Annotated in this window: 14 protein-coding genes, 2 tRNA genes and 1 pseudogene; 8 read left to right on the top strand and 9 right to left on the bottom strand. The window is 70.2% G+C overall.

Annotated features, from left to right (window positions below):
* Positions 1–72: 72 nt before the first annotated feature.
* The 6 genes and pseudogenes from Q7A36_RS13045 to Q7A36_RS13020 all read right to left on the bottom strand — a co-directional run.
* Positions 73–279: pseudogene (locus Q7A36_RS13045) on the bottom strand (IS481 family transposase); the annotation flags it as partial.
* Positions 280–342: 63 nt separating this feature from the next.
* Positions 343–417: transfer RNA gene (locus Q7A36_RS13040), tRNA-Thr, on the bottom strand.
* Complete coding sequence (locus Q7A36_RS13035) at positions 397–1,968, bottom strand: hypothetical protein (protein WP_305104132.1); 1,572 nt, start codon at positions 1,966–1,968, stop codon at positions 397–399. The genes Q7A36_RS13040 and Q7A36_RS13035 overlap by 21 nt, the downstream gene beginning before the upstream one ends.
* Positions 1,969–2,134: 166 nt before the next feature.
* On the bottom strand, positions 2,135–2,362 hold the full coding sequence (locus tag Q7A36_RS13030; RefSeq protein ID WP_305104131.1) for a hypothetical protein: 228 nt from the start codon (positions 2,360–2,362) through the stop codon (positions 2,135–2,137).
* Positions 2,363–2,471: 109 nt separating this feature from the next.
* Positions 2,472–3,236, bottom strand: a complete 765-nt coding sequence (locus Q7A36_RS13025; RefSeq protein ID WP_305104130.1) for a 2-keto-4-pentenoate hydratase — start codon at positions 3,234–3,236, stop codon at positions 2,472–2,474.
* A 117-nt stretch (positions 3,237–3,353) separates the two neighbouring features.
* Entirely contained in the window at positions 3,354–4,187 is an 834-nt protein-coding gene (locus Q7A36_RS13020) for a TrmH family RNA methyltransferase (protein ID WP_305104129.1), read from the bottom strand.
* 146 nt (positions 4,188–4,333) lie between these two features.
* Between Q7A36_RS13020 and Q7A36_RS13015 the strand changes: the two genes are divergently transcribed.
* The 7 genes from Q7A36_RS13015 (at position 4,334) to Q7A36_RS12985 (ending at position 11,038) form a co-directional block, all read left to right on the top strand.
* Positions 4,334–4,416 (top strand) — tRNA-Tyr (locus Q7A36_RS13015).
* Positions 4,417–4,786: 370 nt separating this feature from the next.
* A complete protein-coding gene (locus Q7A36_RS13010) occupies positions 4,787–5,329 on the top strand; it encodes a hypothetical protein (protein WP_305104128.1) in 543 nt (180 codons plus the stop codon).
* 1,239 nt (positions 5,330–6,568) lie between these two features.
* Positions 6,569–6,850, top strand: a complete 282-nt coding sequence (locus Q7A36_RS13005; protein WP_305104127.1) for a hypothetical protein — start codon at positions 6,569–6,571, stop codon at positions 6,848–6,850.
* A 66-nt stretch (positions 6,851–6,916) separates the two neighbouring features.
* Positions 6,917–7,195 (top strand): hypothetical protein, encoded by a 279-nt coding sequence (locus tag Q7A36_RS13000; protein WP_305104126.1) that lies wholly within the window; start codon positions 6,917–6,919, stop codon positions 7,193–7,195.
* Between the two features lie 63 nt (positions 7,196–7,258).
* Complete coding sequence (locus tag Q7A36_RS12995) at positions 7,259–7,537, top strand: hypothetical protein (RefSeq protein WP_305104125.1); 279 nt, start codon at positions 7,259–7,261, stop codon at positions 7,535–7,537.
* 151 nt (positions 7,538–7,688) lie between these two features.
* Entirely contained in the window at positions 7,689–8,951 is a 1,263-nt protein-coding gene (locus tag Q7A36_RS12990; RefSeq protein WP_305104124.1) for an HlyD family efflux transporter periplasmic adaptor subunit, read from the top strand.
* The gene (locus Q7A36_RS12985) at positions 8,948–11,038 is read left to right on the top strand and encodes a peptidase domain-containing ABC transporter (protein WP_305104123.1); all 2,091 of its coding nucleotides are present in this window, start codon (positions 8,948–8,950) and stop codon (positions 11,036–11,038) included. The genes Q7A36_RS12990 and Q7A36_RS12985 overlap by 4 nt, the downstream gene beginning before the upstream one ends.
* 43 nt (positions 11,039–11,081) lie before the next feature.
* On the opposite strand, the gene Q7A36_RS12980 is transcribed toward Q7A36_RS12985, so the two are convergent.
* Positions 11,082–12,764 carry a hypothetical protein gene (locus Q7A36_RS12980; RefSeq protein ID WP_305104122.1) on the bottom strand — a complete coding sequence of 561 codons (1,683 nt, stop codon included), beginning with the start codon at positions 12,762–12,764 and terminating at the stop codon, positions 11,082–11,084.
* A 473-nt stretch (positions 12,765–13,237) separates the two neighbouring features.
* Complete coding sequence (locus tag Q7A36_RS12975) at positions 13,238–15,547, bottom strand: hypothetical protein (protein ID WP_305104121.1); 2,310 nt, start codon at positions 15,545–15,547, stop codon at positions 13,238–13,240.
* A 381-nt stretch (positions 15,548–15,928) separates the two neighbouring features.
* Here Q7A36_RS12975 and katG point away from each other — a divergent pair, with 381 nt between their 5' ends.
* The gene (katG, locus tag Q7A36_RS12970; RefSeq protein WP_370655666.1) at positions 15,929–18,151 is read left to right on the top strand and encodes a catalase/peroxidase HPI; all 2,223 of its coding nucleotides are present in this window, start codon (positions 15,929–15,931) and stop codon (positions 18,149–18,151) included.
* A gap of 199 nt (positions 18,152–18,350) precedes the next feature.
* Here the strand turns inward: katG and Q7A36_RS12965 are convergent, their stop codons facing one another.
* Positions 18,351–18,602, bottom strand: coding sequence for a hypothetical protein (locus tag Q7A36_RS12965; RefSeq protein ID WP_305104120.1), 252 nt, complete (start codon positions 18,600–18,602; stop codon positions 18,351–18,353).
* Positions 18,603–18,823: the final 221 nt, after the last annotated feature.

Raw genomic sequence — 18,823 nt, 5'->3', positions numbered from 1 at the left:
TGGGTGTATTATTCAGGACTTCATCTGACAGACGGCGTTGGATGTGTGAGCCGGTGAGCCTGTCTGCCGTGTTCAGTGGCGCATGATTTTCTCCCTGGCGAGTGGGAGGGCGTCAAAGAAGGTCTGCATCGGCGTCTTGCCGTAGCACCACCTTCCCAGATGCGGCCTATGTTGGTTGTACTCGGCGACCCAGCCGTCGAGGTCGGCCTGCAGTTCCTCGATGCCGCGGTAGAGCTTGTTGCGGAAGGCGACGCGGCAGAACTCGTCTGACGGTGTCCGGCAGCCATCCAATGGTGCTGCGACCTGTGTGTGACTCGGCGACGGTCAGATTCGCCGAAAACGTGGTGCCGGGTGAGGGATTTGAACCCCCGACCTTCGGTTTACAAAACCGCTGCACTACCGCTGTGCTAACCCGGCCCGCCCCGCCTCATACTGCGCGGCGCCCGCGCGGTCCACCATTGCGCGCGGCCGCAGCACCGCCGCGCCGGCGGCCACGGCCAGCAGCGTCACCGGCCAGGTGATCCGGCTCTGGTACCGCCCATGCACGGCCGACAGCGCCCCGGCCAGCACCGCATTGCCCAGCACCAGCGCGGCGGCCAGTGCGACCACCGCCAGCACCGGCCCGCGCCGCGCCCGCCAGGCCGCCACCGCCGTCCAGGCCAGCAACACGAGCGATCCCCAGAACAGCGCCTGTTGCACCGCGTCCTGCACCAGGCGGTAGTCCCAGAAGCCCGGGTCCCCGGCGCTCGCCCGGCTCGCAGCGAAGAGCCGCGCCGCCGGGTCGCCCATCTGCCCGACCAGCTCGGCGAAGCTGCGCTTCGGGCGCTCCGCCATGGCCGGGTCGATCCAGAGCGTCACGAGCTGCCGCGCGACATTGCCGAGGCTCGCTTCCGCCTGCTCGAGCGGGTGCTCGCGCAGCACCCGGCCGGTGATCTCCTTCGCCTCGGCCAGGAACTGGTCGCGCCGCTCCGGCTGCCGCAGCCAGGGCGCATCGGCGTTCCAGAGGAAATAGTCGGAAACGGTGTGCCAGTACTCCGGCGCGTCGCAGAGCATCCAGCCCGCACCGGCGGGGCAGTCCTTCTCCAGCACCAGCTTCGCCGTGCCGTCGCCCACCATGCGCGCCAGCAGGAAAAGCGGCGAGCTCTCGGACAGGGTCGCCTTCTTGCCGAAGACGATGTTCGTCCCGACCAGTCCGCCGGCGGCGAGCAGCAGCGCGGCCAGCGCCAGGCCGGCCCGCCGCCAGCGCAGCGGGTCGCGCCCGCGCTCCAGCCACCAGCGCAGGCCGAGGCCCACCAATGCGCCACCGGCCGCCAGCGGCAGATGGGTCAGGTGGCTGCCGATCAGGAAGGCGCCGAGCAGCGCGAAGCCCGCCATTCGCCAGGGGCTTCGCAGCCAGTCGCCGCCCGCGACCAGCAGGGCGAGCCAGAGGCCGAGGCAGCCGGTCAGCACGTCCGGCATCACCTGGCTGGCCAGCCAGGGCGCCGAGGAGGCGAGCAGCGCGATGGCAAGGCCGGCCCGCGCCCAGGCCGGTGGCGCCGGCCCGGTCAGCGCCCGCAGCAGCGCATCGGCCAGCATCACCACCAGCAGCGCCTGGGCGAAGGGCAGCAGCAGGATGGTCAGGGGATGCGCGAAGGGCAGCAGCGCGAGCGAATAGGGCGCCGGCCGCAGGAAGAAGGGATTGCCCGAGAGCGGCACCGTCCCCGCGCCCGCCTCCAGGCCGGCCTGGGTCGGCTCGCCCGGCACCGCCCGCTCCCCCTGCGGCGCGGTCGGCATGTAGCCTTTGTAGGCGCCGGCATCGGTCGAGAGCCGACCCTGCGCCAGCTCATGGACGAAGGCGAAGGGCTTGCGGAGGTAATGGGCGCTGTCGTCGAAGACCAGCGGGAAGCCGTTCACCAGCGCGGGCAGGCAGAGCAGGAGGGCAAGCGCCCCGAGAAGGGCGGCGCGGGACAGGCGAGGCATGGGGCGCATCGGCGGGACCTCCGGCGGGATGCGCAGGGTCGGCACCCCGGGGCCCCGCGCGCAGCGGCCGGCATCATCCGGACGGTCCGGGCCCGCCACAACCGGGCGGGGGTCCCGATCCGTTCATCATCGCGTGCCCCTCGCGCGAATGCGTCCATGGGCGGGCGCCGCCGGCTCACGCCCGGCCGACCGGGCCGAAGGCGTCGCGGTTGGTGGCGCGGATGACGGCGGCGAAGAGGCGGAGCGCATCGGGCCCGCCGCGATCGGCGAGCGTCCCCTGGTCCATCTCGGCGGCCAGCACCTCGGCATGGTCGGCGAGCGTCTCGGCGGCGCGGCGCAGCGCCTCCCGCGACAGGGCCAGTTGCTGGTCTTCGGTCAGGTGCGTCCAGTCGGCGTGCGGCATGGGGTTTCCACGGCAACGCGCCATCCTGGCGGCTCGGTCGGGGCCCGCCCCGGCGGGCGGCCCCGGCATCATCGCGGCGCCGAGGTTAACCCCGGGCTGCTTCGACCGATCACGTGAAGCGAAGCGTCGCCTTGCCCAGCAGGTCGAACTCGGCGACCACCTCGCAGGGTCCCTCCAGCCAGATCGGCGGGGTGACCGAGCCGAGCCAGACCACCTGCCCCGCCCTGAGCCCGCCGAAGGCCCGCGCGGCGCCCGAGCCGGCGAGCCAGGCCAGCGCCTCCAGCGGATGGCCGAGCAGGTCGCGGCCGAAGCCGCTGCCCACCACCTTGCCGCCGACATGGAAGGTGCCCCTGGCGGCGCCGAGGTCGAGGCGGCGCCAGTCCGCGACCGGCGCACCCAGCACGCCGGCGGCATGGAAGACCTGGTCGGCGATCAGGGTCGGGGTGCCGAGCAGGGCGAGGTCGCCATAGCGCCGCTCGACGATCTCGATCGCCGGGAAGACCTCGGCGACCGCCTCGGCGGCCTGCTCCCGCGTGGTCGGGCCGGGCGGCAGGTCGCGGCCGAGGCGGATGCCGACCTCGCATTCGACGCCCGGGTTCAGGAAGTCGGCGAAGCGGAGCGCGGCCCCGTCCGGGTTGAGGCTCGTCCGCGGCACGAAGCCGGCGGCGGGGCCCGCGAGGCCCAGATAGTCCTGCATCTGCCGGGTGGTGGCGCCGATCTTGAAGCCGAAGGGCGGGACGGCGCCGAGGCGTTCGGCGACCTCGTGCTGGACCGCATAGCCGGCCTCGGGCGTCGCGGGGGCGGCGGCGCCCAGCGGCTCGAGGATCCGCTTCGCCTCGCGGGCGGCGAGGATGGCATCGGCGGCTGCGCTCATGGTCGTTCTTCTCCCTGTCGGAGCATCCCCGCGCCGGCCTCGCGGCGCCGGTGTCCGCCCTGCGGCGATCCGCTCCCGCCCGCCGTCCTGGCAGCGGCCAGGACTGGCGGCAAGCCTTCAGCGCCGCGCCAGCTCGTAGAGGGCGACGGCGGCCGCGGCGGAGACGTTCAGGCTCTCCATCTCGGGGGCGATCGGCAGGCGGCAGAGCTCGTCGCAATGCTCCCGGGTCAGTCGCCGCATGCCCTCGCCCTCTGCCCCCAGCACCAGGGCGACGCGGCGGCCGCCGAGCCCGGCCTGGGCGAGGGTCACCGGCGCCTCGCCGGCCAGGCCCACCACCCAGAGCCCGGCCTTCTTCAGCGAGTCCAGCGCGCGGGCGAGGTTCACCTCCCGCACCACCGGCACGATCTCGAGCGCGCCGGAGGCGGCGCGGGCCAGCGCCCCGGTCTCGGGCGGGGCGTGGCGGTCCTGCATGACCAGCGCCGCGGCGCCGAAGGCGGCGGCCGAGCGCAGGATGGCCCCGACATTCCGCGGGTCCGTCACCTGGTCCAGCACCAGCACCGGGCCCGGCCCATGCTCGAGCGCACGGTCGAGCGGCAGGTCGGGCAGCGGCTCGGCCAGCAGGGCGGCGCCCTGGTGGACGGCGTCCTCGGCCAGGAAGGTGGCGAAGCGGCCGCGCTCCACCCGCTCGGGCGCGATGCGCCAGGGCGGCGGCAGGCGTTCGGCCAGCGCCGCCTCGGCCTCCTCGGTCAGCAGCAGGCGCCTCAGCCGTCGGGCCGGATTGCCGAGCGCGGCCGCGACCGGATGCAGGCCATGCAGCCAGACGCCGCCGGCGGGCGACGCGGCTGGGCCGCGCGCCGCGGTCCGCTCGGGCGGACCACGGCGCGGGGTGAGGGAAGGGGGGCCGCCCGGGGGCGGCGATCGGGAGCCGCTACGCGGCGGGCCTCGGCGCATCGCCGCATCCTGCGCACCGGCGCGCTCCTGTCCAGCGGGTGGAAAGCGACGGCGGGAATGATTTGCCAGGCGTTGCCACGTTGACAGGCGAGGATGAAACCGGATAACCCGCCGCACCCGCGGGCCTTCGGGCCCTGCAGGACCACGGAGGGGTGCCCGAGTGGCTAAAGGGGACGGACTGTAAATCCGTTGGCTAGCGCCTACGTTGGTTCAAATCCAACCCCCTCCATTCTCCCTGCGCCGCCCCCTGATGCCCCATGCGATGGGGCGCGCCGAGGCGGCTTTCAGGCTTTGCTCCTGGCGCATTCGGTGCTGGGCCGGCCTCATGGCAGAGCCACGGACTCGTCGCGCCCTGCGCCGTATGTGCAGGGGGGCCGTGGGCTGCGGCCCGATGGTCTGGCCTGGTATCGGCGAGCCGGTCGCTGAGTCTCGGGCGGCAATGCCGCGGCCGGGCGGGCAAGATCACCAGATGTCGGATCGGGGTTCTCGCCGCCCGTGCGCCGCGGCATCGCCACGACTTCACAGGCCGCGCACTCCACCCGGCCAAGGCCTGAGCTGACGACGCGGATCGCCTGGCGGTGGCGCATGGGCCGGCGGCGATGAGCAAAGCCACCGAGTCACGGTCGGCCGGGCGCATGGTGGGGCGCAGCATCGCGGCCGGTATGACCATCGCATGGATCGCGGGCGGCAGCCTCCACGGAGCGGGTGACATCGCGCGGCGCTGCACCGGGCCGGCAACCGCAGGCGCCTGCGGTGGCCGGCCCGGTCTTGCCCAGGCAGCCGTCACGCTGCGCGCGGTGATGTTGGTACAGGGCGTCGCGCTCTTTCCCGGTCGCAGGCTGCACATCCTGGCCTGGCGCTGCGGCGGCTGCCGGGGGTCAGCAATATCTCGGGGCCCGGGGTTTCGGTCTCGCCCGCTGGCATCGCCGGGCCGGTTGCGGCCCTGGCTCAACCCGCCGGTCCGCCGCAATCAGCGAATCATCATCGGGCGGCCGCGCTCGCCGGGGGAAGGGGCACAACCGAACCGTGTGTGTCGCCTCGCCGACATCACCGAGAACGCGGACGCTATCGCGATGATGCCCGTGAATAATGGCCGCACCGGGCATCCCGGTCAAAGTCACCGAATTGATTACATTGCCTAAGACGCCGCCACCTTTTGACGCTGCGGTCTTTTGCGGGAGTCACTATCCCTTCTTCACTGGCCTGGAGCGTGGTCGTGGCGCGCTCAACACGGAGTAGTTGCAAAGAAAGGGAAAAACACTCGCCAGAAAGGTAAAATTTCCTGAGTTGCGGAAATTCCAAGCGTGATGCGCAACCAGTAATAAATAGCCCGTAACGAGCGCGTGTTTGCTGCCCCATTTCATTGACGATTTCGGCCGCGCACCGCTACTTTCTTTTCATTGGAAAACGATGGCGGGACAGATGCCGGATCATCGTGGATGAAAACACAGGATCGCCGCATAGGTTCTTGTGGGATGCAACATAAATTGCATCATGTCGTCGAGGAATAACCATCCGAAGTAAAGAAATCACGACGATTTACAAGAGGGCATTGCGTTCTTGTGAACCACTGAAAGACAAAAATATAAGCTTCGGAAAGGGAGCGCGGATAGTGAAGTCCTGCATCGTCCAGCATGAGGCGTGTTACTTTCATGGCACTGCCCCCGGCATGACGAATGGCGTCGGGAGTTGCGGTGTTGCTGACGGAGATGGCGGCGGTGCTGGGATCGATGATTGGGATCCGGGTGGGTCGGTGTCGTTGACGTAAGTGCAAGGACCGGTGCTCCGCAGTATTGCGGCCAAGCCATGGCGATCATGCATGTCGAACGCACGCCGCCGGCATCGCAGGAGCGGGTTCTTGGCACAAAGGTCGGTCATCGAATCCGATCGCCATGCGAGTTGGCGAAGTCACAAATATTATAAAGTCCTGAAGGATTTACTCAAATGGGCATACTGAGATCACGGCGAACGCATAGAAGTTTGTACTTTCAGGAATTCGCATCACCTTAGGTAATAGATAAAAGCCAGATGCTCTCGTGCAAGAGCCTGGTTTCGGGAGGGCTGTCACAATGACAACAACCGGCAGTTTGTTCGGTCAACATCCCTGTGCGTCTTTTCGGTCGAGCATGCCAGCGGCGCCTTTCACCAGGCGGAGCGCTGCGCCTACGCGCGTTCACCGCGCGTCTTCACCGGAGACCACATCCGCCTGATCGGCCCAGACCGAGCGGTACTGCCGTCCCAAACAGAATCGGCGTCGTTGCCGCGGCTGGCACGACGCCCAAGCGGGTGCAGCGCCCTTGCGGGCTGCGCAAACAGGGAAGCTTTGTCCTTCCCTGACACCGTCCCGGTCCACGGGATGAATACCTGGAGGAGTCAAGGTAATGAGCAAGCATTCTTCGCTGACGACGCTGACCGACCTTGAGCTGGATGCCGTGAGCGGCGGCTACGGTTTCAAGGTCTATGTTGCCAACGTCAATGCGGGCATCGCCTACAACATCACCGGCGGCGCGGCCACCGGCGGTGTCGGCGGCGCGGGCGGCGCGGGCGGTGCGGGCGGCAATGCCTATTTCTTTGCCTCGGCGAATGGCGGCGCGGGCGGCTCCGGCGGCACGGGTGGGACGGCGGTCGGTGGCCCGGGCGTCGGCAACAACTACTTCTATTGATATCGGATGATATCGGACGGCGTCAGCCGTGCCCCAGAACCAAGCACAGGAAGGAAACCCACAATCATGCTTGAGAAATCATCCGTTACCACGCTGACCGATGCTGAGCTCGATGCCGTGAGCGGCGGCTACGGCTTCGCCCTCATCATCGGCAATGCCAATATCGGTATCGCCCATAACATCACTGGCGGCGCGGCCACCGGCGGCACCGGCGGCGCGGGCGGCAGGGGCGGCAATGGCGGTGTCGCCGTCGTCGGCTATGCCAATGGCGGCGCGGGGGGCTCCGGCGGCACCGGCGGGCTCGCCGTCGGCGGCCCGGGCGTCGGCAACAACTACTTCTACTGAAGGCTGGCGGCATCGCATCGGCGCCCGGCGATCCGCCGGGCGCCTCCACGGAGGACAACGAGAATGTCCAAGACCTCGTCCATCACCGCGCTGACCGATGCTGAGCTGGATGCCGTGAGCGGCGGCTACGGCTTCGCTCTCATCGTCGGCAACGTGAACCTCGGCATCGCCCATAACATCACCGGCGGCGCGGCCACCGGCGGTACCGGCGGTGCGGGCGGCGCGGGCGGCGCGGGCGGCTACGCCTTCCTCGGCTCGGCGAACGGCGGCAATGCCGGCGCGGGCGGCACGGGCGGGCTCGCCGTCGGCGGCCCTGGCGTCGGCAACAACTACTTCCTCTGAGTCAGGTGCCCGGCCGGACCTCACCCGGCCGGGCATCTCCCTGCCCGACCGCGCTCGTCCGGGAGGGGTGTCGACGCGGGAGCATCCCTGTGATCATGTCATTCTGCCGCCGCGACACTGACGGTTTGCGGCGCATGCACGGGGTGGCGCGATGACCGTCCCCGCGACACGCCCGCTGTTCCGGCAGGAAGTCCTCGAGTTCCAGCAACTCGACCGGCAATGGGGCCGCGCCGTGCCCATGCAGCCGGTGCGGATCCGCCTGACCGTCTGGTTCATCATCAGCGCCGCCGCGGCGATCGTCGCCTTCCTCTTTCTCGCGCAATATGCCCGCAAGGAGACGGTGGCCGGCTACCTCATGCCCGCGGCCGGCACCGCGCGCGTCTTCCCGACGCAGTCCGGCATCGTCAGCACCCTGCTCGTCGAGCAGGGCCAGGCGGTCGAGGAAGGCCAGCCGCTGCTGTCGATCACCACCACCCAGATCGCGGTGACCGGCGAGGACGTCAATGCCACCATCCTTGCCAGCCTCGCGCAGCAGAAGGAGTCCCTGAACCGGCAGATCGCGACCGAGCAGCGCCGCATCGCCTCCGAGCGCGACCGCCTGACCGCCATGATCCAGGGGCTTGAGACCGAGCTCGGCCATCTCAATGCGCAGATCGCGGTGCAGCGGGAACGCATCCGCGTGGTCGAGCGGATCCTCGCCTCGGGCCAGCAACTCGCCGCGCGCGGGCTCGTCTCCGAACTGGACCAGCGACGGCGGGAGGAGGCGCTGCTGGAGCAGCGCCAGGCCCTGAACGCGCTGGCCCAGCAACTGACCGCACGCCAGAGCCAGCTCACCGAGACGCGCTTCAGCCTGGAACAGCTTCCCTTCGTCGAGGCCGAGAAGATCCAGAGCATGCGGAACGAGATGTCGACCATCGAGCAGCGCATCGCCGAGGTCGATGGCCGCCGCGCCTACGTCATCCGGGCGCCGATGACCGGGCGCATCTCCTCCCTGCAGGCCACGGTGGGGCAGCCGGCCAACCCGCAAAACCTGCTGCTGCAGATCATCCCGGCGCACAGCCCGCTGCGGGCGGAGCTCTTCATCCCGGCCCGGGCCATCGGCTTCGTCGAGGTCGGACAGCCCGTCCGCATCCTCTACGATGCCTTTCCCTATCAGCATTTCGGCACCTATCGCGGGCGCATCGAGAAGGTCTCCGCGACCATCCTGACCGCCACCGACGTCACCCTCCCGGTCGCCCTGAAGGAGCCCGCCTACCGGGCGACGGTCTCGCTCGAGCGGCCGGACGTCGATGCCTATGGCAAGAAGGTGCCGCTGCAGCCTGACATGCTGCTGCGCGCCGATATCATCCTCGAGAGGCGCACCCTGGTGGACTGGATCCTCAACCCCCTGCTGAGCGCGAGGATCCAGGGATGATCCTGGACCTGCTGGATTTCGGCGCGCGGCGCCGCCTGCCGAACCTGCTGCAGACCGAAGCGGCGGAATGCGGCCTCGCCTGCCTGGCCATGATCGCCAGCTATCACGGCCACCGCATCGACCTGAACACCCTGCGGCGGCGGCACCCCGTCTCCCTCAACGGCGTGACCCTGCGCGGGCTGATCCAGGTGGCGGGCCAGTTGCACCTGGCCTGCCGGCCGCTGCGCTTCGAACTCGACAGCCTGGGCGAGTTGAACCTGCCGGCCATCGTCCATTGGGACATGAATCACTTCGTCGTCCTGAAGGCGGCCGGCGCCAAGGGCATCACCGTCCACGACCCGGCCTCGGGCGTGAAGACCTACACCATGCAGGAGGCCTCGAAGCACCTCACCGGCATCGCGCTGGAGGTCTCGCCGGCCGACGGCTTCGCCCCGAAGAACGAGCAGACCCGGCTGCCGCTGCGGATCTTCTGGGGCCGGCTGCAGGGGATCTCGGGACCGCTGACGCAGGTCTTCGCGTTGTCGGTGCTCCTCGAGCTCCTCGTGATCGCCATGCCCTTCTACATGCAGCTCACCGTGGACGAGGTGGTGGCACGCGGCGATACCGACCTGATGCTGGCGCTCGCCCTCGGCTTCGCGCTGCTCACCGCCATCAATGTCGCGACCACCGCACTCCGCTCGCACATCGTGCTCGTCGTGCAGAACGCGGTGCATTTCCAGATGGGCGCGCGGCTGTTCCACCACCTGATCCGCCTGCCGCTCAGCTTCTTCGAGAAGCGGCACATCGGCGACGTGCTGTCGCGCTTCAACTCGATCGAGCCGATCCGCAGCGCGCTGGCCGAAGGGCTGATCCTCGCGGTCATCGACGGCATCATGGCGCTGGCCACGCTGGTGATGATCTTCATCTACAGCGCGATGCTGGCCCTGGTCGTGCTCGCCGCGCTGGTGCTCTACCTGCTCGCCCGGTTGCTGCTGTACCGCCGCTTCCGCGAGCTCAGCGAGGCCGCGATCCAGGCCGCGGCGGTGGAGAACACCAACTTCATCGAAACCGCCCGCGCGGTGCAGAGCGTGAAGCTGTTCAACCGGGAGGCCGACCGCCAGGGCCTCTGGCTGAACCGGCACGCCGATACGGTGAATGCCAATATCCGCCTCGGCCGCGCCGATATCCTGTTCCGGACGATCAACGGGGCCGTCTTCGGGCTGGAGAACATCGTCACCGTCTACATCGCGGCCAGCTTCGCGCTGAACGGGCAGATGACGGTCGGCATGATCTTCGCCTTCATGGCCTACAAGCAGAATTTCACGGGCAAGGCCTCGGCCCTGGTCGAGAAGGTGCTGGAGTTCCGGCTGCTCGACCTCCACCTCGAGCGGATCGCGGACATCGCCACCAATCCGGTGGAGCCGGGGCACGACCGGCCGCTGGCCTATACCACCCCGATTAAGGGCGGGATCGAGCTGCGCAACGTCTGCTTCCGCTACGCGGAGACCGAGCGCTTCGTGCTGGAGAACGTGAATATCAGGGTGGAGGCGGGCCAGTTCGTCACCATCATGGGGCCCTCGGGCGGCGGCAAGACCACCCTGCTGAAGATCATGCTCGGCCTGCTCGAGCCGACCAGCGGCGAGGTCCTGATCGACGGCCGGCCGATGCAGGCCATCGGCCAGCGGGTCTACCGGGAGCAGGTGGCGGCGGTGATGCAGGAGGACCACCTGCTCTCGGGCTCCATCGCGGACAACATCTGCTTCTTCGACCCGGGCTTCGATCACGACCGGATGGTGACCTGCGCCCAGATGGCCGGCATCCATGACGAGATCATGATGATGCCGATGGCCTACAACAGCCTGATCGGCGACATGGGCAGCTCGCTCTCGGGCGGGCAGAAGCAGCGGGTGCTGCTGGCGCGCGCGCTCTACAAGGCGCCGAAGATCCTCTTCCTCGACGAGGGCACCGCGCATCTCGACGTGGCGAAGGAGCAGCAGATCAACGAGCGCCTGCGCCGCCTCTCGATCACCCGCATCAGCGTCGCCCACCGGCCGGAGATGATGAGCGGCGCCGATACGGTACTCCGCATCGGCCGCGAGCACGGCTGAGGCGCTGTCCGCCGCCCGGTCCGGCCGGGCGGCGGCGGGGCGGTCAGGCCCAGAGCGTATCGCCGAAGTAGATCTTCCCGTGGTTGTTGGCGATGTCGACCACCTTGATGTCCTCCTTCGTCAGGAAGTAGATCGTGCCGAAATTGTCGTCGACATCGAAGTCGCCGAGGTCCTCGACATCCTGGATGGTGATGACGCCGTGGTTGTCGCGGATGTCGAAGTCGTCGTAGTTGGTCATGGTGCCGATGCTGATGGCGCCGTAGTTGTGGTCGATCTCGACATCGGCCTTGAAGACCGTGCTGAAGGCGATGCCCTCGAGGCCGGAGGTGGCGCTCGCCGTGGTGCTGGCCAGGCGGGCAACGGAGAGCAGGCCGCCGACGGCGATGCCGCCGGCACCGCCCGCACCGCCGGCGCCGCCGGCCCCGCCCTGGCCGGCGCCGCCGCCACCGCCGAGGGTCTGGCCGAAATCGATCAGGCCGTAGTTCCAGTCGATATCCACCTCGCCCCAGAACACATGGCCGATCGCGACGCCACCGCCGCCGCCGGCGCCGAGGCCGCCCGCGCCGCCCGCACCGCCGGCGCCGCCATTGGCCGAGGCCAGCTTGCCCGCGAGGGCCAGGCCGCCATCGCCGCCATCGCCCCCATCGCCGCCCTTGCCGCCGGTGCCGGCGCCGCCCGCACCGCTGATCACGTTGCCGAAGTAGATGGCGCCGTCATTGCCGAGGATGTCCAGGCAGGACCAGAAGACATGGCCGAAGGCGTCGCCGCCATCGCCGGCCACGCCGCTGCCGCCAGCGCCGCCATGGCCGCCCGCGGCGCCATTCGCCTGGACCGAGGTCCCGAGCCCCGCGCCGCCATCGCCGCCATCGCCGCCATCGCCGCCGCTGCCGCCGAGCGCATTGCCGCCCGCACCCGCGATGACATTGCCGAAGCGGATGGTGCCGTGGTTGGCCACCAGGTCGACCGCGGCCTGGAAGACATGGCCATGCGCATCGCCGCCATCGCCGCCCCGGGCATCGCCGCCGTCGCCGCCATGGCCGCCGGCCGCGCCGTTGACGACCACGGTATTGCCGACCGTGATGCGGCCATCGGCACCCTGACCGCCCGCGCCGCCCTGGCCGCCATAGGCGGCACCGCCGCTGCCGCCGTGCACATCGCCGAAATTGACGTTCCCGCCATTGCGCAGCAGGTCGAGGCCGCCCCGGAACAGATGCCCATGGGCGTCGCCGCCATCGCCACCTGAGGCATTGCCGCCATCCCCGCCGTCGCCGCCGATATGGCTGACCAACAGGCCACGCGGGCCATCGGCATAGAGCCCCTTGCTGCCGAGGCCCCCCGCGCCGCCGCGGGCGATCCCGCCAGCCCCGCCCAGCACGTCGCCCAGGTCGATGGTGCCGGCATTGCCGCTGCCGATGACGCCGGCCTTGAAAAGCCGCCCATAGGCGTCGCGGCCATCACCGGCGAAGGCATCCCCGCCATCGGTGCCATGGATGGAGGGCACCTTGCCCGGCAGGTTGATGCCGTTATGTCCCGCGACGCCCGTGGCGTTCGCGCCCGCCGCACCGCGGATGTCCCCGAGATCCAGCGTCCTCCCCGCCGTGCTCCGGCATGGTGCATAAACTGCATAGGGCCGATAGCGATCCGCTTCGCAGCCTGCATTCAAGCCGTGCAAGTAATCATCAAGCGAGTATATGCTCTTCCTGCCCTCGGTCGGTTGGACGCTCATCCAGTTTGCCCTTCCCTGCTAGGAATGACGAGCGTCAGCAGGTCCGGGCAGGCGCGCGCACAGCCGCCGGCTTCCATTCAGCATTTCGCTGAATGAAGGCTGCGTGATCTGTGAACCCCTTATTTGGGATCAGCCGATACTGGAACCTGCAGGAACCAGCTTCCGATCGTCACGAACAGGATTATTCTTGTTCGGAAGCGGCACAAATACACAGCCGCGCGAATGGCAGGAAGATTCTTGGGGTAAATCAACCAAAAGACTATATTGCAGCGATACTATATTACCACCGGTATGATCTGCGCGAATTCTGCACCCTGGAATACGCGCCGAAGCGATCACCGTCCTGGTCGCCGGGGCGGGAACGGACCGGGCGGGGTCGCGTCGCGGCCCCGGTCGGCGGGCTGCACCGGCGCCGGCGCCCCACGATCCCCGCCTGGGGCGGCGGGCGGACCCACCGCCTCACCCGGCCCGCGCTACTCCTCCGGCTGGACCCCGTGCCGCAGCAACCACGTCCGGGCTTCCGGCAGACCCAGGGCGAGCGCCCGCCGGTACCAATCGACCGCCGCCCCGGCATCGCCCGACAGGCCTCGCGCGCCGATCTCCGCCAGGAACAGCGGATCATGCAGCTTGCCGAGGGCGAGCATCGCCTCGGCATGGCCCGCCGCGGCGGCGCGGGCATAGAGAAGCCGCGCTGCCGAGACGTCGCCCAGCGCCAGCATCGCGTCGGCACGCCGCAGGATCGGGTCCCTCGGCGCCGGGGCCGTGGTGCCGGCGCCGGCCGGACGCGCCGCCGCCGCCGGTGGTGCGGCGTTGCCGGGCTGCGCCACGGCGGCCCTCTGCATCCGCTCCGGCGGCGGCGGCGAGGGTGGGGTGCCTGCGCCGGACGGTGTCGATGGCGGGCCGGCCGGCGCCGGTGGCTCTTCGGCCTGCGGCCGGAGCCCCTCTGCAGCCCGTGGCATCGTGCCAACAGTGGCCGGCCCGATCTCGGCCTGTGCCGCCGGGGGCGGCGCGACCGGCTCCGTCCCGGTCTCGCCCGGGCCTGCAATTGGCGGTGCCTGGTCGCGGATTGTCGCGGGCCGCGACCCGGCCATGTCGTCCGAAGAGGTGCCGGCCGGCGCGCCGCCAGGGACCGGCCTGTCCAGCACCACGGGCGAAGGGGGCTCCGCCGGAGGTGGCGGCGTGGCGACATCCGGCACACCTACAGTGGAGGAGGCGCTCGCGGCAACCCGCGCCGGCAGGTCCTGGTCGGGGCGAGGCGGGGCGGGAAGGTCGGGCAGCGCCTGCGCGGGACCCTGCGAATCCCCGTGCTCCGGCGCTTTCGGCGACGGCGGTCCCGGAAGCGGCGCGCCATCCTCCGGCGCGCGTTCCGTCAAATGGGATGCCGCAGGCATGGTTGGCGGAGGCGCGGGCGGGACGACGCGGTCCAGGGCAACCGGTGGCGGCGGCGCAGGCGCAGGCGGCGATGGGGGCGACGACGCGAACCCAGGTACCGTGCCGGCCGGCAGGAGCAATGGCGCCGGTTCGGCTGCGGCCGGCACCCGTTCCGGGGAGGTGCCCGCCTCGCCGGGCCTAGGCAGCGCGATCGGTGGAGGCCCGACCGATGCCGCCGGCACTCCGGAACCGGCTGCCGGCGCACCCGCCGTTTCCGCCCCGCCGCCGGCCATGGCCCTTGCCTCCGCCGTGACGTCGTGGCCGGCCGGCGGCGCCGGAACGAGGCCGGGATGCGGGATGTCGGCAGGGAGGGCAGGCGAGGAGCCGGGGCCGGCACCCTCGCCCGCCGCATGCTCGGCCTTGGGCGCCGGCGGGTCGTTTGCGGCTGCGGCACCATCAGGCGTGGCAGCCGCCGCCATCGCCTGCTCCGGCGCCGTGGTCGGGATCGGGCCGGACGGCAGGCCGGTGCCGGCAGGCGCCGGCGGGAGCGGTTCCGAGGGCTGCTCGCGCCCGGTATCGGGACGCGGGACCGCGACCATGCCGAAGGTGCCGGGCCTTTCATCCGGGCGCGGAATCGCCTGCCGCTCCGGTGCGGGCAGCGGCGGGAGCAACAGGGGCGCACGCGCCAAATCGGACGGCAGGGCCGGCCGCGACGGCACGGGCTGTCCGTCCCCGGCGGCATCCTCCCGCATCGCGCTTTCCGCCGATTCGCCGGGCGGGCCGAGATAGGCGAGGACGGTGATGCCGGTCACCGAGACCAGCGCCACCCCGCCCCAGAACCAGGCGAGGATCCGCAGGCCGGAGCGCCGTGACGGGCGATGCTCCGGGGTCCTGGCCCGGGCCGACGCCGGAAACCCGCCCGCGCGCGTCGTCACGCCTCCGGCCGGATCGCTGCCCGCAACCGGCAGCGGCGTCGCCCCGAGCAGCCCCGGCAGCGCCGCGATCCAGCCCCGCGGCTGCGAAGCCGCCGGCGGCTGGCCGGCAAAGGCCTCGTCGAGCAAGGCGGCGAGTTGCGGCAGGGTGCGGAAGGGCATGCAGAGTCGGACCACCGGCGGCAGGCCGCCGGGCCGGTTCGGCCAGCCGCTCTCCTCCATCACCCGGTGCAGGCGCCCGACGGGATCGTCGCTGGTCGGACCGGGCAGCAATTCCAGCACGGCGATGCCGATCTCGGGATGCGCCAGCACATGGCCGAGGCGGGCGGGCGGCCCGCCATCGTGTCCGGGCAGCACCGCATCCCGGAAGAGGCTCCAGCCTGGCGGCACCGCCGCCAATACCTGATCGAGCGAGCTTCTCCCGAAATTGCGAGCAGACGTTTCGGAGGCCGGCGCCAGTCGGGTCGTCTCCTCGCTCATGAGCGGATCATCCCCAGCACCTTCGGCTCAACCTGCATTCCCCATAGAATATACGCGAAGAGCTGCGGGAGCACCGAGGCGGGCGAGCGAGGTTCGCGGCCGTGATCGCCTGTTGCGCGGACGGGGCAATGGGCCGGGGGTCCGGCCAGGCCGGATCCGCTCGCTCCACCACCCGCGCCGCTGCGGCTTGGCACGGCGTGATGGCGGGCGATGCCGCACCTTCTCCTCGCGGCAGCCCGGCAGCGTCATGCCGGCCGGCGCCCCCGGGGCTTGCGAGAAGTTTTTGATCGATCCGCTCGATGATTCTCACCAAAAATTCGAGCTTCCATCCATCGTGGGCGACGCTTAGCCTCCCCGCAATATCCGTGGGAGGACCAAGGGATGGACACCAACCAACCGAGCGGCCCGCTGAGCTGCCCGATGAAGAAGCCGGCCGCGCTGCGGTCCCTTCTGGGGCGGACCAACCGTGACTGGTGGCCGAACCAGCTCTCGCTCGACATGCTCCACCAGAAGGGTCTCACCGGGAACCCGATGGGGGACGACTTCGACTACCGGAAGGAGTTCCAGACCCTCGACTACGCGGCGGTCAAGAAGGACCTGCACGCGCTGATGACCGACAGCCAGCCCTGGTGGCCGGCCGATTACGGTCACTACGGCCCCTTCTTTATCCGCATGGCCTGGCACAGCGCCGGCACCTATCGCACCGGTGACGGCCGCGGCGGCGCCTCCTCGGGCTCGCAGCGCTTCGCGCCGCTGAACAGCTGGCCCGACAACGCCAATCTCGACAAGGCGCGGCGCCTGCTCTGGCCGATCAAGCAGAAATACGGCCGCAAGCTCTCCTGGGCCGACCTGATGATCCTGGCCGGCAACGTCGCCATCGAGTCGATGGGCGGCCCGGTCTTCGGCTTCGGCGGCGGCCGCGAGGACGTCTTCGAGCCGGAGAAGGACATCTACTGGGGCACCGAGGAGGAGTGGCTCGGCGATACCCGCATCGATCCCGCGAAGGAGAAGGTGCTGGAGAGCCCGCTGGCGGCCATCCAGATGGGCCTCATCTACGTCAACCCCGAGGGCCCGGGCGGCGTGCCCGATCCGGCCGGCTCGGGCCGCGACATCCGCGAGACCTTCGCCCGCATGGGCATGAACGACGAGGAGACCGTCGCGCTCACCGCCGGCGGCCATACCTTCGGCAAGTGCCACGGCGCCGGCGATGCCGGCAAGGTCGGGAAGGAGCCCGAGGGCGCCGACATCGCGCAGCAGGGCCTCGGCTGGCAGAGCGGCCACGAGACGGGCATCGGCGACCACACCATCACCAGCGGCCTCGAGGGCCCCTGGACGCCGACGCCCATCCAGTGGACCGGCAACTACTTCCGCATGCTGCTCGACTACGAGTACGAGCTGGTCACCAGCCCGGCCGGCGCCAAGCAGTGGCAGCCGATCAACCAGAAGCCGGAGGACATGGCGCCGGGCGCGCATAGCCCCGACCGCCGCGTCCCGACGATGATGACGACCGCCGACATGGCGATGAAGGTGGACCCGGCCTACCGCAAGATATCCGAGCGGTTCCGCGACCACCCGGAGCAGTTCGCGGATGCCTTCGCCCGCGCCTGGTTCAAGCTCTGCCACCGCGACATGGGGCCGAAGGCCCGTTACCTGGGCCCGGAGGTCCCGGCCGAGGACCTGATCTGGCAGGACCCGATCCCGAAGGCGGACTACGCGACGATCGACGCCGCCGATATTGCGCAACTCAAGCGGACGATCCTCGGCTCCGGCCTCACCATCCCCGAGCTGGTGGCGACCGCCTGGGCCTCGGCCTCGACCTATCGCCAGTCGGACCATCGGGGCGGCGCCAATGGCGGGCGCATCCGGCTCGCGCCGCAGAAGGACTGGGACGTGAACGAGCCCGAGCGGCTCGCCAAGGTGCTGAAGGTCTACGAGGACATCAAGGCGAAGTTCGACGGCGCCGCCGGCGGCGGCAAGAAGGTCTCGATCGCCGACCTCATCGTGCTCGGCGGGACGGCCGCGGTCGAGAAGGCGGCGAAGGATGCCGGCCATGACGTCGAGGTGCCCTTCACCCCGGGCCGCACCGACGCCACGGAAGAGCAGACGGATGCCGAGAACTTCCAGCCGCTCGAGCCCCGGGCCGACGGCTTCCGCAACTACCTCCAGGTGCCCTTCAACGTCCCGACGGAGGAGCTGCTGATCGACCGCGCGCAGCTCCTGAACCTGAGCGCGCCGGAGATGACCGTCCTGCTCGGCGGCCTGCGCGTGCTCGGCGCCAACCATCGCGGGCAGAAGGAGGGCGTGCTGACGGAGCGTCCGGGCCAGCTCACCAACGACTTCTTCGTCAACCTGCTGGACATGGGGGTGGCGTGGAAGATGGTGGACGGGCATGCGGACGAGATCTTCGCCGGCACCTGCCGCAAGACCCACCAGGAGAAGTGGACGGCGACGCGCACCGACCTCGTCTTCGGCTCCAACTCGCAGCTCCGGGCGATGTCGGAGGTCTATGCGGCGGCCGATGCGGGCCGGAAGTTCGTCGACGACTTCATCGCCGCCTGGACCAAGGTGATGAACGCCGACCGCTTCGACCTGGCCCAGGCGTGACCGACCGCCAGCTTGCCTTGCGGTGAGCCCTTCGCCGCGGCGCTTCGGCGCCGCGGCCCCTGGGGCGGGGCGTGGAGCGCCGCCTGCAGGATAGTGGGAGGGGAGCGGCCCGCGGCCGCGACACGCCTTCGACCGGTGCGCCGCCTCTACGGATCGGCCAGGCCGGGGACGAGCCTCCGCAGGAGCGCGAATCCGGGCGCTACTGCCGGCGCGGGCGTGGCGCCTGCATCTGGCCATCCGGATGGAGCCCAAGCGCCCGCCGGAGTTTCGCTATTTCAGCCTGCTGGGTTTCCACCAGGGCGGAGAGTTGCGCGACATCGCGCTCGTATTCGCGTGGGTCGGGCCTGGGACGCTCGCGCGCCTCGGCCGCGGTGATGACCGTGCATCCCAGGATCCCACCCAGCACGGTGCGCCGCCAGTGCGCGTGATCGCGGCTATCGTCCTTAAGCATGCTGCTCTCCATGTCCATGGAGGGGGTTACAGCAGGTTCGGACGGCGCAGCGTGTTGCCTGCGTCACAGGGGCGCCCGATGCGCATCCGGGAATTCTTCGGGCTTTCGCTCCTGCCGCCGCAGCCTCCTGGGCGGCGTGGTCGATCCACCTTCGCCGCTGCCACGGCCCTTCATGACAGCCGGGAGCGGCGGCGTGCCGCACATCCAGACCCACCCTCAAC

The sequence above is a fragment of the Paracraurococcus lichenis genome, assembly GCF_030657435.1.
Taxonomy (GTDB): Bacteria; Pseudomonadota; Alphaproteobacteria; order Acetobacterales; family Acetobacteraceae; genus Paracraurococcus; species Paracraurococcus lichenis.
This window is presented reverse-complemented; position numbering and strand designations above follow the sequence as displayed.

Bases quoted from the DNA above. Each gene is read 5' to 3' on its own strand.
- Q7A36_RS13000 (WP_305104126.1), top strand. From the start codon at position 6,917: ATGCTTGAGAAATCATCCGTTACCACGCTGACCGATGCTGAGCTCGAT.
- Q7A36_RS13035 (WP_305104132.1), bottom strand. From the start codon at position 1,968: ATGCGCCCCATGCCTCGCCTGTCCCGCGCCGCCCTTCTCGGGGCGCTT.
- Q7A36_RS13010 (WP_305104128.1), top strand. From the start codon at position 4,787: ATGAGCAAAGCCACCGAGTCACGGTCGGCCGGGCGCATGGTGGGGCGC.
- Q7A36_RS12985 (WP_305104123.1), top strand. From the start codon at position 8,948: ATGATCCTGGACCTGCTGGATTTCGGCGCGCGGCGCCGCCTGCCGAAC.
- Q7A36_RS12975 (WP_305104121.1), bottom strand. From the start codon at position 15,547: ATGAGCGAGGAGACGACCCGACTGGCGCCGGCCTCCGAAACGTCTGCT.
- Q7A36_RS13005 (WP_305104127.1), top strand. From the start codon at position 6,569: ATGAGCAAGCATTCTTCGCTGACGACGCTGACCGACCTTGAGCTGGAT.
- Q7A36_RS12990 (WP_305104124.1), top strand. From the start codon at position 7,689: ATGACCGTCCCCGCGACACGCCCGCTGTTCCGGCAGGAAGTCCTCGAG.
- Q7A36_RS12965 (WP_305104120.1), bottom strand. From the start codon at position 18,602: ATGCTTAAGGACGATAGCCGCGATCACGCGCACTGGCGGCGCACCGTG.
- Q7A36_RS12980 (WP_305104122.1), bottom strand. From the start codon at position 12,764: ATGAGCGTCCAACCGACCGAGGGCAGGAAGAGCATATACTCGCTTGAT.
- Q7A36_RS13020 (WP_305104129.1), bottom strand. From the start codon at position 4,187: ATGCGCCGAGGCCCGCCGCGTAGCGGCTCCCGATCGCCGCCCCCGGGC.
- Q7A36_RS13030 (WP_305104131.1), bottom strand. From the start codon at position 2,362: ATGCCGCACGCCGACTGGACGCACCTGACCGAAGACCAGCAACTGGCC.
- katG (WP_370655666.1), top strand. From the start codon at position 15,929: ATGGACACCAACCAACCGAGCGGCCCGCTGAGCTGCCCGATGAAGAAG.
- Q7A36_RS12995 (WP_305104125.1), top strand. From the start codon at position 7,259: ATGTCCAAGACCTCGTCCATCACCGCGCTGACCGATGCTGAGCTGGAT.
- Q7A36_RS13025 (WP_305104130.1), bottom strand. From the start codon at position 3,236: ATGAGCGCAGCCGCCGATGCCATCCTCGCCGCCCGCGAGGCGAAGCGG.